The sequence below is a fragment of the Micrococcoides hystricis genome, assembly GCF_042434215.1.
Taxonomy (GTDB): Bacteria; Actinomycetota; Actinomycetes; order Actinomycetales; family Micrococcaceae; genus Micrococcoides; species Micrococcoides hystricis.
The window spans coordinates 13,067-28,365 of record NZ_JBHLUB010000023.1; the positions used below are offsets into that span (position 1 = coordinate 13,067).

10 protein-coding genes are annotated in these 15,299 nt (G+C 59.8%); 5 read left to right on the top strand and 5 right to left on the bottom strand.

What is annotated here, in order from left to right; genetic code table 11:
• Positions 1 to 169: 169 nt before the first annotated feature.
• The 5 genes from paaZ to ACFFFR_RS04750 all read left to right on the top strand — a co-directional run bounded on the left by paaZ (position 170) and on the right by ACFFFR_RS04750 (position 8,601).
• The gene (paaZ, locus tag ACFFFR_RS04730) at positions 170 to 2,323 is read left to right on the top strand and encodes a phenylacetic acid degradation bifunctional protein PaaZ (RefSeq protein ID WP_377458377.1); all 2,154 of its coding nucleotides are present in this window, start codon (positions 170 to 172) and stop codon (positions 2,321 to 2,323) included.
• Positions 2,324 to 3,127: 804 nt separating this feature from the next.
• Entirely contained in the window at positions 3,128 to 4,795 is a 1,668-nt protein-coding gene (locus ACFFFR_RS04735; protein ID WP_377458378.1) for an ABC transporter substrate-binding protein, read from the top strand.
• Positions 4,796 to 4,898: 103 nt separating this feature from the next.
• A complete protein-coding gene (locus tag ACFFFR_RS04740) occupies positions 4,899 to 5,990 on the top strand; it encodes an ABC transporter permease (RefSeq protein WP_377458379.1) in 1,092 nt (363 codons plus the stop codon).
• On the top strand, positions 5,990 to 6,934 hold the full coding sequence (locus ACFFFR_RS04745; protein WP_377458380.1) for an ABC transporter permease: 945 nt from the start codon (positions 5,990 to 5,992) through the stop codon (positions 6,932 to 6,934). The genes ACFFFR_RS04740 and ACFFFR_RS04745 overlap by 1 nt, the downstream gene beginning before the upstream one ends.
• Positions 6,931 to 8,601, top strand: a complete 1,671-nt coding sequence (locus ACFFFR_RS04750; RefSeq protein ID WP_377458381.1) for an ABC transporter ATP-binding protein — start codon at positions 6,931 to 6,933, stop codon at positions 8,599 to 8,601. The genes ACFFFR_RS04745 and ACFFFR_RS04750 overlap by 4 nt, the downstream gene beginning before the upstream one ends.
• A 361-nt stretch (positions 8,602 to 8,962) precedes the next feature.
• On the opposite strand, the gene ACFFFR_RS04755 is transcribed toward ACFFFR_RS04750, so the two are convergent.
• The 5 genes from ACFFFR_RS04755 to ACFFFR_RS04775 all read right to left on the bottom strand — a co-directional run bounded on the left by ACFFFR_RS04755 (position 8,963) and on the right by ACFFFR_RS04775 (position 15,290).
• The gene (locus ACFFFR_RS04755) at positions 8,963 to 10,165 is read right to left on the bottom strand and encodes an IS110 family RNA-guided transposase (protein WP_377458397.1); all 1,203 of its coding nucleotides are present in this window, start codon (positions 10,163 to 10,165) and stop codon (positions 8,963 to 8,965) included.
• A gap of 310 nt (positions 10,166 to 10,475) precedes the next feature.
• Positions 10,476 to 11,093: a TetR/AcrR family transcriptional regulator gene (locus ACFFFR_RS04760; RefSeq protein ID WP_377458382.1), complete on the bottom strand. Its 618-nt coding sequence runs from the start codon at positions 11,091 to 11,093 to the stop codon at positions 10,476 to 10,478.
• 106 nt (positions 11,094 to 11,199) lie between these two features.
• Positions 11,200 to 12,525 carry a phenylacetate--CoA ligase PaaK gene (gene paaK / locus ACFFFR_RS04765; RefSeq protein WP_377458383.1) on the bottom strand — a complete coding sequence of 442 codons (1,326 nt, stop codon included), beginning with the start codon at positions 12,523 to 12,525 and terminating at the stop codon, positions 11,200 to 11,202.
• Positions 12,526 to 12,556: 31 nt separating this feature from the next.
• Positions 12,557 to 12,958 carry a hydroxyphenylacetyl-CoA thioesterase PaaI gene (paaI, locus tag ACFFFR_RS04770; protein ID WP_377458398.1) on the bottom strand — a complete coding sequence of 134 codons (402 nt, stop codon included), beginning with the start codon at positions 12,956 to 12,958 and terminating at the stop codon, positions 12,557 to 12,559.
• A gap of 148 nt (positions 12,959 to 13,106) precedes the next feature.
• The gene (locus ACFFFR_RS04775; protein WP_377458384.1) at positions 13,107 to 15,290 is read right to left on the bottom strand and encodes a S9 family peptidase; all 2,184 of its coding nucleotides are present in this window, start codon (positions 15,288 to 15,290) and stop codon (positions 13,107 to 13,109) included.
• Positions 15,291 to 15,299: the final 9 nt, after the last annotated feature.

The window sequence follows — 15,299 nt, forward strand, 5'->3', positions numbered from 1 at the left end:
ATCTGCCACACTTGGTGCTCACTCACAGTGCCACACTTCCTCATGCCGTAGTTTCGTGCATTCCAATAATAATTGTCTTTTCCGCTGTGCTTACGGGCAAAGTACGGTACGGTAGATACATTACTGACCGAACGTTCAGGTGCCTGTGTGCGGAAGGACAGACTCATTCATGACTGTAACCGAAACTGAAACCCCGTTGCTGCCAAGCTATGTGCAAGGCGAATGGTGGACTCCCAATGAAGCTGATGTGCAACGCGCTGCTGAAGTGCGCGATGCTTCTACAGGTGAGCTCCTCACCCGCGTTAGCACTGAGGGCTTGGACCTAGCCGGTGCTATCGAATACGGCCGCACCGTGGGCCAGCGCAACCTAGGTGAACTCACCTTGCACGAGCGTGCACTGAAGCTCAAAGAACTCGCGATTTACCTCAACGAGCGCAAGAAAGACCTGTACGAGGTTTCCTTCAAGACTGGAGCCACCAAAGTCGACAACATGATCGATGTTGACGGCGGTATCGGTGTGCTCTTCACCTTCTCCTCCAAGGGCCGCCGCGAACTGCCAAACTCCAACGTCATCATCGACGGCAACATGGAGCCACTATCCAAGGACGGCTCCTTCGCTGGTGAGCACATCTACACCCGGATCCCAGGTGTTGTTGCTCAGATCAACGCTTTTAACTTCCCGATCTGGGGCATGCTGGAGAAGTTCGCCCCCGCATTTGTTGCCGGTGTGCCAACCTTGGTCAAGCCAGCCACCCCGACCGGGTACCTGACCGAAGCTGTGGTCCGCATGATGGTTGAATCAGGCATCCTGCCGGAAGGCTCCATCCAGCTGATCTCCGGTTCGGCCCGGGACTTGCTGGATCACATGGACTACCGTGACATGGTGGCCTTTACCGGTTCTGCATCAACGGCCAACGCTTTGAAGGCACACAAGAACGTTGTGGAAGGCGGCGTCCGTTTCACAGCGGAAACTGACTCGCTGAACGCAGCCATTCTTGGCCCAGACGCCACCGAAGACTCAGAAGAATTCAAGGCCTTCATCCGCGTCCTCGTGACCGAAATGACCGCCAAGGTCGGCCAGAAGTGTACTGCGATCCGCCGCGTGCTCGTACCAAAGGGTATGGAAGATGCAGTCGTGAAGGCAGCCGGGGCACGTATCGAAGACAAGATCGTTTTGGGCGACCCGCGTGCTGAAGGCGTCACCATGGGTGCGCTTGCTTCCACGGACCAGCTCAAAGACGTAAAGGGAGCGGTCGAAAAGCTGATTGCCGCCGGTGGCGAGCTCGCCTACGGCTCGCTGGAAGCGCCAGCAGCCCTCACCGCAGCCGGAACAAAAGAAGTTGTAGCTGACGGCGCCTTCATGAGCCCGGTCATCCTGAAATGGGCTGATGCGGATGCTGATGCCGTACACAGCACCGAAGCTTTCGGCCCAGCAACCTCCGTACTGACCTACGAAGACCTTGACGATGCCGTCCGCCTGGCTGCCCGCGGCGAAGGCTCGCTGGTCGCCACCGTGTGCTCCAATGACCCGCAAACCGTACAACAGCTGACCGTTGGCATCGCCGGACACCACGGCCGCGTCCACGTGTTGAACCGCGAAAACCAGTTCACCACCACCGGCCACGGCTCGCCCGTGCCGCACTTGGTTCACGGTGGCCCGGGCCGCGCTGGTGGCGGCGAAGAGCTGGGCGGCATCCGCTCGGTCAAGCACCACATGCAGCGCACCGCCATCCAGGGTTCGCCCAACATGCTGACCGCCATCACCGGTGTCTGGCACACCGGCGCAGACCAGCAGATCGCCGGCTGCGAGAAGTACGGTGCCCAGCCAGGCAACATCCACCCGTTCCGCAAGCCGCTGGACGAGCTGAAGATCGGCGACGCGCTCGCCTCCGACCTGCGCTTGGTGACCATTGAAGACATCACCGACTTCGCCAACGAAACCGGTGACACCTTCTACGCCCACACCGATGAAGAAGCCGCCAAGGCCAACCCGTTCTTCCCAGCACGCGTGGCCCACGGCTACCTGCTCGTTTCCTGGGGCGCCGGCCTGTTCGTCTCCCCAGCCCCTGGCCCGGTCCTGGCCAACTACGGCTTGGAAAACCTGCGCTTCATCACCCCGGTGCCGGCAGGTGACTCCATCCGCATCACCCTGACCGCCAAGCAGATCACCCCGCGCGTGACTGACGAATACGGTGAGGTTCGCTGGGATGCTGTCATTCACAACCAGCGCGACGAAATCGTGGCCACCTACGATGTCCTGACCCTAGTGACCAAGGAATGGCCAGAAATGTACCCGAAGGACAAGGAAGCCATCACCAAGTAAGCCACTGGTGACGGGCGCCAACTAGCAGAAGGCCTCCGCCAGCAACCGGGAGTACGACTCCTTGGGCAGCTGACGGAGGCCTTTTTATGCCCACGGGTATCGCGGTGAGGCCGGTGAGTGTAGGCTCAGAAAATCCACCACTATCAGTAACGAGGAAAACGATGTCCCAGAACTGGGAAGGCGAAAAGCTGAGCGATATGGTGTTCCAGCCGTTTCCGCCCGTGACTTCGGAGCAGGTGCTGGCGGCCTTCGATTCGATATCACCAGAAATCCTTGACTATGGCCCCATCAGGTTTATTGCGCTGCGGGGAGCACCGCCCACCTGCGGTGGAGCATATCTACGAGGAGTTCCCCACCCTGAAGTGGTTCGAGGCGGTAGAACGGCCACGGTTGGCGCACCCATAGTCACCCTGTTGGGCGCTCCCGCCTGACAACTGGGCCTGCAGTGGCATGCATTGTCCGGAATCAGCCCAGCCGATAGCGTTGAGCCATAGCAGTAGCACAGTACCTCACCGTTGACTTCCTGACCCCGGGAATCCTGGCTTGGGTTGCCCTGGCGAACTACCAAACCAACATCGAACGCAAGTATCAGGCCACACACCACAACCCGACACCCTAATGATCTAGACAAAATCGTCATGATCATGGATCATACGTGAATTCATTCAACAAAGGTGGGGGATTCAGCAAGCTTTTCCGCGTTTAGCGGGGTGCGCGTGTGCAGAAATGCTTTGGAGTGATATTCTTCACATTAACTTTCGATAGTTACCCACCAGAAACGGCTCGACAGAAAGTCAGATCACCGTGAAGAAATTCATTCGCACCCGCGCAGCGAAGGGCCTTGCCGTCCTGAGCATTGCCGCGCTCGCACTCACCGGTTGCACCACCACAGGCGACAACAACGAGGGCAATAACAACAACGCCGGCGGTGAGTCCGGCACCGCCGATTCGCTGCTGGTTGGCACCACCGACAAGGTCACGGTCCTGGACCCTGCAGGTTCCTACGACAACGGCTCCTACTTCGTGATGGTCCAGGTCTTCCCATTCCTGACCACCTACAAGCCGGGCACCTCGGAGATTGAGAATGGCATCGCTGAAAGCGCCGAATTCACCTCGGACACCGAGTACACCGTCAAGCTGAAGAAGGACCTGAAGTTCGCCAACGGAAACACCCTGGACAGCTCGGATGTGAAGTTTTCCTTCGACCGCCAGCTGAAGATCGCCGATGCCAACGGTCCTTCCTCGCTGCTGAGCGCCATCGAATCTGTCGAGACCCCGGATGCAGACACCGTTGTCTTCAAACTCAACCGCGAGAACGATCAGACCTTCCCGCTGATCCTGGCTGGCCCTGCCGGTCCGATCGTGGATGAGGAAGTCTTCGACGCGGACAAGATCACCGATGACAACACCATCGTGCAAGAAAAGGCCTTCGGCGGTCCGTACCAAATCGACACCTACAACTTCAACCAGGTGATCGACTACAAGGCCAACCCGAACTACGCCGGCGCCGGTGAAGGAGCCAAAACTCCGAACATCACCATGAAGTACTACGCCGACGCCAACAACATGAAGTTGGATGTGCAGAAGGGCGACATCGACGTTGCCTGGCGTTCCTTCTCCGCCACGGACATTGAGGACCTCGAGTCCAAGGACAACCTGACCGTCCACAAGGGCCCGGGTGGCGAGATCCGCTACATCGTCTTCAACTTTGACACCATGCCGTACGGTGCCAAGACCGATGAGGCTGACCCAGCCAAGGCCAAGGCCGTCCGCCAGGCCGCCGCCAACCTGATCGACCGCGAGGCGCTCGGCGAGAACGTCTACAAGGGCACCTTCAAGCCACTGCAGTCCTACGTGCCAGAGGGCATGGCCGGTGCTAACGAGGCGCTGAAGGGCCTCTACGGCGACGGTAGCGGCGCCCCGGATGCCGCCAAGGCCAAGAAGGTTCTGGAGGACGCCGGCGTCAGCACCCCGGTGGAGCTGAAGCTGCAGTACAACCCGGACCACTACGGCCCATCCTCCGGTGACGAATACGCCCAGGTGAAGTCCCAGCTGGAGAAGGACAACCTGTTCAAGGTTGACCTGCAGTCCACCGAATGGGTCCAGTACGCCAAGGACCGCACCGCTGACGTGTACCCGGCCTACCAGCTGGGCTGGTTCCCGGACTACTCCGATGCAGACAACTACCTGGTGCCGTTCTTCCTCAACGATGGTGACAAGTACAAGGCCTTCCTAGCTAACCACTACACCAACGAGGACGTGAACAAGCTGCTGCTGGATCAGGTCTCCAACCCTGACGAGGACGCACGCGCCAAGGAAATCGGGCAGATCCAAGACAAGCTGGCCGAAGACCTGCCAACCCTGCCACTGCTGCAGGGCCAGCAGATCGCCGTCGCGGGCAAGGACGTCAAGGGTGTCGATGAGACCCTTGATGCCTCCTACATCTTCCGACTGGCTCTGCTCAGCAAGTAGGTACATACCGCACCACAACACCATGTGAGACGAGGAGGCGGGGCAGCTGCACCACCGTAGCTGCCCCGCCTCACCGTCCGTCCGAGGGGAACAACTCAACGCTATGACCGTCGCAACAGAGGAGCCGGAGGCCGGGCTAGACCCGGTGGCCACCAAGGCTCGCAAGTCCAAAGGTTCAGGGCTGGGCAGGTACCTGCTGGTCCGCGGCCTGCTCATCATCCCCACCGTGTGGATCCTCGTCACCATGGTGTTCTTTTTGATGCGCATCACCGGTGACCCGATCACCGCCGCACTGGGCGGACGCCTGACCAAGCAGCAGCTGGCCGAGCGCATCACCGAGGCCGGCTACGACCGGCCCATCCTCGTCCAGTACTTCGAGTACCTGGGCAAGATGCTCACCGGCGACTTCGGCACCACCCTCTCGGACAAGAAACCGGTCAGCGGCATCCTGCTCGAATACGGCACCGCAACCCTCGAGCTGGTGCTGTTCTCCTTAGTCGTCGCGTTCCTGATCGGTATCCCACTGGGCATGGTCGCAGCCTACTTCCGCGATCGCATGCCGGACGCGGTGCTGCGCGTCTTCGCGATCCTAGCCTACGCGACTCCCGTGTTCTTCGCCGGTCTGCTGCTGAAGCTGATCTTCGCCACCAACCTGGACCTGCTTCCGGTCGCCGGTCGAGCCAGTACGAGCACCGAACTGTTGCTCAGCCGGGTCCAGTCGCCGACCGGGTTGTACCTGCTGGACGCCATCAGGTTGGGCAACTGGGAGGTGGCCGGGGAGATCCTGCGCTACGGGACCCTGCCGGCCATCGCCTTGGGCCTGATGACCGCCGGCGTGTTCCTGCGCCTGGTCCGCACCAACCTGATCGGTACCCTCGGCCAGCAGTACGTGGAGGCCGGTCGTTCCCGCGGCGTTAGCGAGTACCGGCTGACCACCAAGCACGCCTACCGTCCGGCACTGATCCCCATCATCACCGTCATGGGCATGCAGATCGCCATGATGCTGGGCGGGGCGATCCTGACCGAGACGACCTTCGAGTGGAAGGGTCTGGGATTCCAGCTCACCCAATACCTGCTGGCCCGCGACTTCGTAGCGGTGCAGGGCATCGTGGCCTTGCTGGCTGTCATCGTGGCCCTGTCCAACTTTGTTGTTGACGTGATCGCCGCGCTCATCGACCCACGAGTGAGGTACTAATGAAGCGGCTACCCATCATCTCCCACCTGCTCAAGAGCTCCGGCCTGCAACGCGGGATGCTCATCACCGGTCTGATCCTGACCGGTATCCTGCTGATCACCGCGATCTTCGCCCCACTGATTGCGCCGTACGGCTTCTCCCAGCTCGCCGATGAGAACGGCGCCTTCCCAACCCAAGCGCCGCCGTCTGCCGACCACATTTGGGGCACCACCGTCGCCGGCTACGACGTGTTCTCCCGCGTGGTCTGGGGCTCCCAAACCGCCGTCATGGTGATCATCGCCGGCGTGCTGCTCTCCATTTTCATCGGCATCTTCCTCGGCCTCATCTCCGGCTTCATCGGGGGCTGGCTGGACCGCATCCTCGTGGTCATCGCGGACGCCATCTACGCGTTCCCCACCCTGCTGCTGGCCATCGTGATGTCCATCGTGATCTCCGGCGGCCAATCCAGCGCCATGGGCGGCATCCTCGCGGCCGCATTTTCCATCACCGTGGTGTTCATCCCGCAGTACTACCGGGTCATCCGCGCCGAAACCCTGCGCCTGAAAGTCGAACCGTTCGTGGAGGCCGCCATGGTGGTCGGCACCAGCAAGCCGCGCATCATCTTCCGGCACATCTTCCGCAACGCCACCCGATCACTGCCGCTGATCTTCACCCTCAACTCCTCCGAGGCCATCCTGACCCTCGCCGGTCTTGGCTTCCTCGGCTTCGGTATCGAACCCACCGCCGCTGCCGAATGGGGCTACGACCTAAACAAGGCGCTCTCGGACACCACCAGTGGTATCTGGTGGACCGGGTTGTTCCCCGGCCTAGCCATCGTGCTCACGGTGCTGGGGATCACCCTGGTGGGCGAATCCATCAACGACTTGAATGACCCACGCTTGCGTGGCCGCAAGCGGCTGGAGGTAGCCAAGACGGCTACTACTGCAGAGGAGGCTCGGGCATGAGCACAGAAACGCAACCACTGCTCTCCATCCAAGAACTCAACGTAAACTTCGCCACCGACGCCGGCACCGTACACGCGGTCAAACAGACCAGCATCGATGTGCAGCCGGGCGAGGTCATGGCCGTGGTGGGTGAATCCGGTTCCGGCAAAACCGTCACCGCCAAGACCGTGTTGAAGCTGCTGCCGGAAACCGCCTACACCTCCGGCGCCGTGCTAGTGAACGGCCGCGACGTGTTGTCACTGAGCGGCCACCAACTGCGGGAGCTACGCGGCAAGGACGCCGCTATGGTCTTCCAAGAACCCTCCACGGCGCTCAACCCGGTCTACACCATTGGCTGGCAGATCGCCGAGGGGTTGCGGGCGCACGATCGCAAGCTGACCAAGAAGCAGGCCAAAGCCAAGGCCATCGAGGTGCTCACCAAGGTGGGCATCCCGGATGCCGAAAACCGGGTGAACTACTACCCGCACCAGTTCTCCGGCGGCCAGAAGCAGCGCATCGTGATCGCCATGGCGCTGGCCTTGGATGCCAAGCTGATTCTGGCTGATGAGCCAACCACCGCACTGGATGTCACCGTCCAGGCAGAGATTCTAGACCTGCTGCGCCACGTCAAAGACGAGTTCGGTGCCGCAGTGCTGCTGATCACTCACAACATGGGTGTGGTCGCCGACTTGGCGGACCGGGTCACCGTGATGTTCAACGGCGAGGTCGTGGAAAGCGCGCCAGTGCGGGAGCTGTTCGCTGAACCAAAGCAGGAGTACACCCGGTTGCTGCTGGATGCTGTGCCGCACCTAGGCCGTGACTCGGCCTCGGCTGGGGGAGTGGTGCCCGAACGTACCGGCGAACCGGTAGTGGTGGCCCGTGGGCTCGAGATCGAGTACCCGGGTGGGCTTGGCCAGAAGGCTTTCAAGGCCGTCAAAGGCGTTGACTTCGAGTTGTATCCGGGAGAGGTCTTCGGGCTGGTTGGTGAATCCGGCTCAGGCAAGACCACCATTGGGCGCGCGATCGCCGGCCTGACCCGAGCATCCGGAGGTTCACTGAAAGTGCTGGGCCAAGAGATGGTCGGCTTCAAGGAGAAAGATGTCAAGCCATTGCGTCAACGCATTGGCTTCGTCTTCCAGGACCCTGCAGCCTCCTTCAATCCGCAACTGACCATCGGCGAGTGCGTTGCCGAGCCATTGGCCGTGCACCGGCGTGAGCTGAAACCAGAACAGCGCAGAGCCCGTGCGGCCGAGTTGTTGGAGGCCGTCCAGCTGCCCGGGGACTACGCCAAACGGTACCCGCACGAGCTCTCCGGGGGCCAACGCCAACGAGCCTCGCTGGCTCGCTCGCTGGCACTGGATCCGGAGTTGTTGATTGCGGACGAGCCGACGAGCGCACTGGACGTTTCGGTGCAGGCGAAGGTGCTGGAGCTGTTCAAGGAGCTTCAAGCAGAACTCGGCTTCGCGACCGTGTTCATCAGTCATGACCTTGCTGTGGTGGACATGCTGGCCCATCGGATCGGCGTGCTGTACCACGGTGAACTGGTCGAGGTGGGTATCGGGTCTCAGATCCTCAACGAGCCCAAACACCCCTACACGCAGCGGTTGATCGGCTCGCTGCCCGTACCGGACCCTGTCGAACAGGAACAACGTCGGCTGGCCAGACTGCAGCAGAGCAACACCGTCTAACTCCGTGCAAGTTCGTGTACACCTACTTTGTGGGAGGGCATGGAAGGCCAGATCATCTAGTGCTCATCACTAAGGAGCAGAACACCCAGATCCGCGACAAGCGTGCAGGCTCGCACGGTGACGGCCTGCTGCCCTTCACAGACCTCATCTACTGCACGCTCACTACCTAAACAAGGGCGAGGAGTCACGGGCGCGTTTCAGGGTTCAAAAGAAAGTAAGCATGCAAGCCTGACGCGACTATGAGCAAGACTGGACTCCCCAACCTGTAACCAAATAATTCTGCTAAGACCTGCCGGGGTGGCCGTAAGATCGCGGCTGCCCCACCACCCCCTCTGGCTAGGGGGTGCTTCTATGGTTTTCGTCAAGCTGCTGGTGCAAGTTGTGTGGAGCGGGATTCGTAGAAGGTGCCGTCTCTGAGCATGGCGAATAGGACATCCGAGCGGCGTCGGGCCAGTGCGAGGATGGCTTGGTTATGGCGTTTGCCTTGGGCTCGTTTCTTGTCATAGTAAGCTCGGGATGCTGGATCGGCTTTGATGGATGCGAAGGCTGATAGGAATAACACCCGTTTTAGAACTTTATTGCCGCGCCTTGATGATGTTTCGCCACGAATAGAAGTACCAGAGCGGCGTGTGACTGGTGCGATGCCGGCATATGATGCTAGGTGTGCTGCGGATTTGAAGTCTTTGCCCACGACTTCGGTGAGGATTCGGGCAGCAGTCCTGACCCCTACTCCTGGCATGGAGGTCAGGACTTGGGTGAGAGGGTGAGCATCAACTACTAACAAGATCTCGGCTTCAATATCTGTGCGCTGTTGAGCCAATTGTTGCAACTGAGCCGCTAGGCGACCAATGATATGTTCAGCGGCTTGAGTGCCGGTCACCACGGTCGTCTGCTCGGTTAACGCACGAAAGATCTCCTCGGTCAACCGTGTTGCCATCCGCGGTGCCCGTTTCTTCAACCGTGTTTTCACATGACCTTTGCCAGCACGCTTGAGCGCTGCAGGTGTTGGGTATCTGCCCAGCAGATCGACTACGGCAGGGTATGCAAGCCGTGGGCCTAGCACCTGTTCTAGTGATGGATGGATCTGGGTCAGCAGCCCACGCAGACGGTTGCGCACTTGTGTCAGTTGTGCGGCTAGGTCATCGTCAAAACCACACAGCATTGACAGCTCAGCGATATGCTCTTCTGCCATCGTGATACCACGCAGGGTGTGAGGCATGGTGCGTGCTGTTTCAGCGATGATATAGGCGTCTCGGGCATCAGTTTTGGCCTGTCCTGGGTGTAAATCCGCGACACGCCGCATGGTGAGCCCTGGCAAATATGCCACCTGAACGTTCATGTGCTGAGCTACTGCCACAACAAGTGCACCGATAGTTTTAGGCTGATCGACCACGACCAACAGCTCGCCGTGTTTGGCGCTAAGATCCTTCAAAAGTTCCTGAATCTTGGGTTCAGATTGTGGCAACGGCCGATCGTGCACGATGTTGCCATCGTGATTGACTGCGGTGGCGTGATGTTCAGTTTTGCCGACATCAACGCCTAAAAATATCTGATGAATGCCCATGGTCACCTTCTCAGTCAGATTCCAACAAAAAACTTAGGTGACCAATGATTCGTGCGCTCACATCCACGTTACAAAGACCCACAACAGTTTCAGGCGTGCTTCTATTAGCGATCCGAACGAACCAGACTGGTTTCGGTGACTACACCCCCCGAATCATCAACGACTGGGGGCAACCATCATGCCGGAACCAGCTGGTGACCTACACTGCATATCCTGCCGGAAAACAGTGACACCTAAAAGGTAACGGGGCTTAACGACAAGAGTGTTGGTCAGATATCCAATCCTGACCACCACTTGTGGATGTGAGCTCTTAGTCATCCCCGTCGGAGTACATACCCCGGGCGATGATTTGGTACACGTTGGTGATGAGCTCGTCAACGGAGAGCGTTCCGCCTGGTTTGTACCACTCGACGATTGAGTTGATGGTACCGAACACCAGTCGGGAGATGAGTCGTGGATCAATGTCGCCCCGTACCGACCCTTCAGCCTGGGCCATCCGCACGAGGTCCGCTAGGCGGTGGTCAAAGTCGCGCCGCCGGGCGAGTGCGGCTTGCTCCATGTCGGTGTTGCCGCGCAACCGTAGCAGCAGTGTCACGTAGGGCAACCGGGTTGCCAAGACCCGCAGAATGGCCTTGATCACGAACGATAGCCGCTGCACGGCGGAGCCATCTTTGGAGCGGCCGTCGGCCCAAACGCCTTCTAGGCCGCCGAGGGCTTCATCCAAAGCAAGGCGTAGCAGGTCTTCTTTAGAAGGAACATGGTGGTAAATGGCGGATTTTGAGATGCCTAGGTTCTCGGCCAGGATCCCCATGCTGGTGGCTTCGTAGCCGTGCCGGTTGAACACATCAACCGCAATCTGCAGCACAGTTTGCTGGTCATAACCGGGACGTCCGCGGCGTGCCGTCACCGCCTGCTTGCTTGTCGACATGTTCAAGGGACCTTTCTTGAGGGACAAATCGGGGCTTTTCTGGGCAACCACGGTTGCGGCCGCCCAGAAAAGCCCCCACTATTTTGGTCAGTTCGCGACTGACAGTTTACTTGTTATCGCGCAAATCGTAGATGCGGCGTAGCTTGCCGGATGAGCGTGCCAGCGAGCCTGGCTCGACCACGTGGATGGCACAAGATGAGCCAACGTGGATCTTGATCAGCCGCTGCAGTTCCTTACCGGCCTTCTCGCCGTCTTCGACATTGCAGTCGTCACGACGTTCGATCTTCACGGCCAGCTGGTCCATCCGGTCTGGACGGGTAATTTCTAGCTGGAAGTGCGGGGACAGGCCCGGGATCTTCAGTGCGATCTCTTCGATTTGGGTGGGGAAGATGTTCACGCCACGCAGGATGATCATGTCATCGGAGCGGCCGGTGATGCGGCCCATGCGTCGGTGCGCTGGGCGGGCGGTGCCTGGCAGCAGGCGAGTCAGGTCGTGGGTGCGGTAGCGGATGATGGGCAGCGCTTGCTTGGTCAGCGTGGTGAACACGAGCTCGCCTGGCTCGCCGTCACCCAGAACCTTGGTCGGGTCGAACGGGTCAATGATCTCCGGACGGAAGTGATCCTCCCAAATATGGGAGCCGTCCTGGCGTTCGACGTCCTCACCGGCGACACCAGGGCCCATGATTTCGGACAGGCCGTAAATGTCGCAGGCCTTGATGTCCATGGTGGTTTCTAGCTCGTGACGCATCTCTTCGGTCCACGGCTCGGCACCCAGAACTGCGATCTGCAGGGAGGTGTCCTTCGGGTCCAAGCCCTTCTTCTGCATGGCATCGGCGATGGTCAGCAGGTAGGTCGGGGTACACATGATGACGTCCGGCTCAAAGTCGTTGATGAGCTGGATCTGTTTCTCGGTCTGGCCGCCGGACATTGGGATGACGGTGCAACCCAGTTTGGTGGCGCCGTAGTGGGCACCCAGCCCGCCGGTGAACAGCCCGTAACCGTAGGCGTTGTGAACCTTCATGCCTGGCTTGACGCCGGACAGACGCATAGAACGTGCAAAGAGCTTGGCCCAGTCCTCAATGTCCTGCTCGGTGTAGCCGACCACGGTGGGCAAGCCGGTGGTACCGGAGGAGGCATGAATGCGGGTGACCTCGTGCATCGGAACGGCGAACATCCCGAATGGGTAGTTCTGGCGGAGGTCTTCCTTCTCGGTGAAGGGGAAGAGGCGAAGGTCGTCGAGTTCCTTCAGGTCGGAAGGGTGAACGCCGACTTCGTCGTACTTCTTCTTGTACATCGGCACGCGCTCGTAGGCGTACGCCACAATATGCTGCAGCCGCTCGAGCTGGAGGGCTTCCAGCTCATCACGGCTCATGGTCTCTTCTGGGTCCAGTGGGTTGGGAAGTTCAACCTTGTCATGGGCGGTGGTGGTCATTGGTTCACCTTTTCTAATGGGCACTCTTGCGTCAGTTTTTGGGTCGGGGAACGGTCCGAGAGCGACCGCGGAATTCCGCGATGAGCTCCTGTGAGCCCTCGGGCGTTTCTTGCAAGACTTGGATGTCATAAATGCCGCTACGGCCGAATTGGGTGCGTTTATTGGCAATAGCTGTCAGCTTTCGGCCCAGCACCGCTGGGGCCAAAAAGTTGATATCTACACCGGAAGCGACCGTAACAGTTTCGGTCTCATGCGCTGGGTTGCAAGCCAATGCGAAAGCTGAATCCGCGAACGCGAACACGACGCCACCTTGGCCGGTGCCAAAGCCATTGAGCATGTCTTTGCGGACCGTCATGGTGATGGTGGCATGACCGTCTCGAACCGCGAGAACGTCAACACCCATCCAGTGACTGACATAGTCAGTGGCCATCATGGGATGCAGCAGTTCAGCCTCGTCTTGGAGGCTGGCTGCTGTTGCCGTGTCTTGATTGTCGGAGGCCATGTGATCCCTCTCACCAGCATTTACCGAATGTTCATTAGGTAATCCTGTTTTGGCCGAATAGTCAAGACGTTCCGGCGTGTTACTTGGCAGAAATCCCAAAAATGTCGAGTGCCACAGCGTGTTCCCAAGCCCAGTCTTGCCAGCTCTTATGGCGGCCGGAGCCGCCTCCGTGCCCACCTTCCATGTCAATCTTCAGCAAGATGGGGGCTGCGGCCTGTTGATGCCGGCGCAGCAGTTGAACCCACTTGGCTGGCTCCACGTACAGCACCCGGGTGTCGTGGAGGTTTGTCACGGCCAATACGGTGGGGTAGTGCCGGTCGGTGATGTTTTCGTACGGGGAGTAGGAACGCATGTACTCGTACACCTCCGGGTCTGTGATGGGGTTGCCCCACTCTTCCCACTCCAGTGCGGACAGCGGAAGCTCCGGGTCCAAGATGGAGGTCAGTGGGTCCACGAACGGTACGCCAGCGATGATCAACTTGTAGAGCTCCGGTGCAAGATTGGTGATGGCGCCCATCAGCAATCCACCGGCGGAGCGGCCGGCGGCTGCGACCTTCTCCGGGTCAATCCAGCCGGTGCTGCCCATGTATCGGGTCGCGTCCACGAAGTCGGTGAAGCTGCGCATCTTGTGCAGTTTCTTGCCCTCGGTGTACCAGCTGCGGCCCAGCTCGCCACCGCCACGGATGTGGGCCACCACGTAGACCACGCCCCGGTCCAGCAGGGAGAGTCGGGGGATGGAGAAGCTTGGGTCGATAGAAATTTCGTAGGAGCCGTACCCGTAGATGAACATTGGTGCGGTGCCGTCTTGTTTGACGTCCTTGTGTCGCATGACCGATAGCGGGATCTTGGTGCCGTCGGCAGCTGGGGCCCACAGCCGCTCGACTACGTAATCGGCGGCGTTGTAATCGCGCACCGCACGTTCCTTCACCAGGGTGAGCGAGTCCTGTGCCACCCACCAGTCCCAAAGTTGGTCGGCGGTGGTGAAAGAGGTCAGGCCTAGGCGGATCAGATCGGAGTCAATGCTCAGGTAGGCGGCGCCCAGCGAGTAGAGCTCTTCATCGAAGTGTGGTTCGATGAGCTGTCCGAAAAGATCCTGGTCGGTGCCGGCCTTCTCGAGTTCCGTCAACGGCAGCACGAGCACGCGTGGCGCGGTGTCCTTGCGGGCTTCCACCACCAAGAAAGACTTGTTGCGCGCGGCTCCGTCGAGTTTCACGTCGTCCCGGTGGTCAATAATGTGCCGCCACCGCTGTTGGTGTAGCGGCTTGGCGAACTCGTCGCGGGCCACAAGGCTGATCGCGTTGTTTGGACCGTATCGGTCGTGGGTGAGTACGTAGTGACGCTCACCGTCGCTTTCCACGACCGCGTCCACGCTGTGCAACAGCTGCTGGTCTCGATCAATGTATTTGGTCAGGGAAGCTTCCGGATCCGTCAGTAGATAACCCCACGATTCGCTGTATTCGGAGTTGCCCACTGAGATCAGCAGCTCATCGCGCTGCTCTGTCAGTCCAAAGTCCAGCCACATGCTCGCTTCATCTTCCTGAAACAGCACGGTGTCGGTTGCCGGGTCGGTGCCCAAGGTGTGCACTTTGATCTGGTGCGGACGCCAAGTAGCATCCACCACCGTGTAGAACAGCCGCTTCCCGGTCGGATCAAAGGCCAAGCTATAGAAGGCGCCGTCAATCTGCTCGGCGCGCAGCTGCCCAGTATTGAGATCCTTGAAGTAAATGGTGAAGCGTTCATCCCCGGTCGTGTCGGTGGCGTACGCCATCAAGGTGCCATCTTCGCTGACGGTCAACCCGCCTAAGCTGAAGAACTCTTGGCCGGCAGCCAGCTCGTTGCAGTCAAGGATCAGCTCTTCGGCAGGGTCCGGTGCCGCATCCAGTAGGACCGGGGCCGTGTAGTCGGCACGGGCATCCCCGGTGTTGCTGGCCGGCAGTCGGTAGTAGCGCGGGTACTGCGTGTCCTCGGTGTTCCGGACGGTGTACCACCAGTCGCCCTTACGGGTCGGGGCGGAGACCACGGTCTCCACGTTGCGGTTCTTAATCTCTTCAAACAGTTCCGCGCGCAACGGGTTTAGTTGCTCCGTGGCGGCTTGGGCGTAGTCGAGCTCCTGCTGCATCAACCCGAGAACTTCGGGGCTGTCCTTGTCCCGCAACCATTCGTAATCATCGATGAAATCGTGGCCGTGGTGGCTGCGCGTCGTTGGGCGCCGTGGGGCGACCGGGGCAGCATTTTGTGAAGCATCTGTTGAAGAGGTGATCATCCTTGGATT

Excerpts from the sequence above, each read along its gene's own strand:
- paaZ (WP_377458377.1), top strand. The coding sequence starts at position 170 with ATGACTGTAACCGAAACTGAAACCCCGTTGCTGCCAAGCTATGTGCAA.
- ACFFFR_RS04740 (WP_377458379.1), top strand. The coding sequence starts at position 4,899 with ATGACCGTCGCAACAGAGGAGCCGGAGGCCGGGCTAGACCCGGTGGCC.
- ACFFFR_RS04745 (WP_377458380.1), top strand. The coding sequence starts at position 5,990 with ATGAAGCGGCTACCCATCATCTCCCACCTGCTCAAGAGCTCCGGCCTG.
- ACFFFR_RS04750 (WP_377458381.1), top strand. The coding sequence starts at position 6,931 with ATGAGCACAGAAACGCAACCACTGCTCTCCATCCAAGAACTCAACGTA.
- ACFFFR_RS04755 (WP_377458397.1), bottom strand. The coding sequence starts at position 10,165 with ATGGGCATTCATCAGATATTTTTAGGCGTTGATGTCGGCAAAACTGAA.
- ACFFFR_RS04760 (WP_377458382.1), bottom strand. The coding sequence starts at position 11,093 with ATGTCGACAAGCAAGCAGGCGGTGACGGCACGCCGCGGACGTCCCGGT.
- paaK (WP_377458383.1), bottom strand. The coding sequence starts at position 12,525 with ATGACCACCACCGCCCATGACAAGGTTGAACTTCCCAACCCACTGGAC.
- paaI (WP_377458398.1), bottom strand. The coding sequence starts at position 12,958 with ATGATGGCCACTGACTATGTCAGTCACTGGATGGGTGTTGACGTTCTC.
- ACFFFR_RS04775 (WP_377458384.1), bottom strand. The coding sequence starts at position 15,290 with ATGATCACCTCTTCAACAGATGCTTCACAAAATGCTGCCCCGGTCGCC.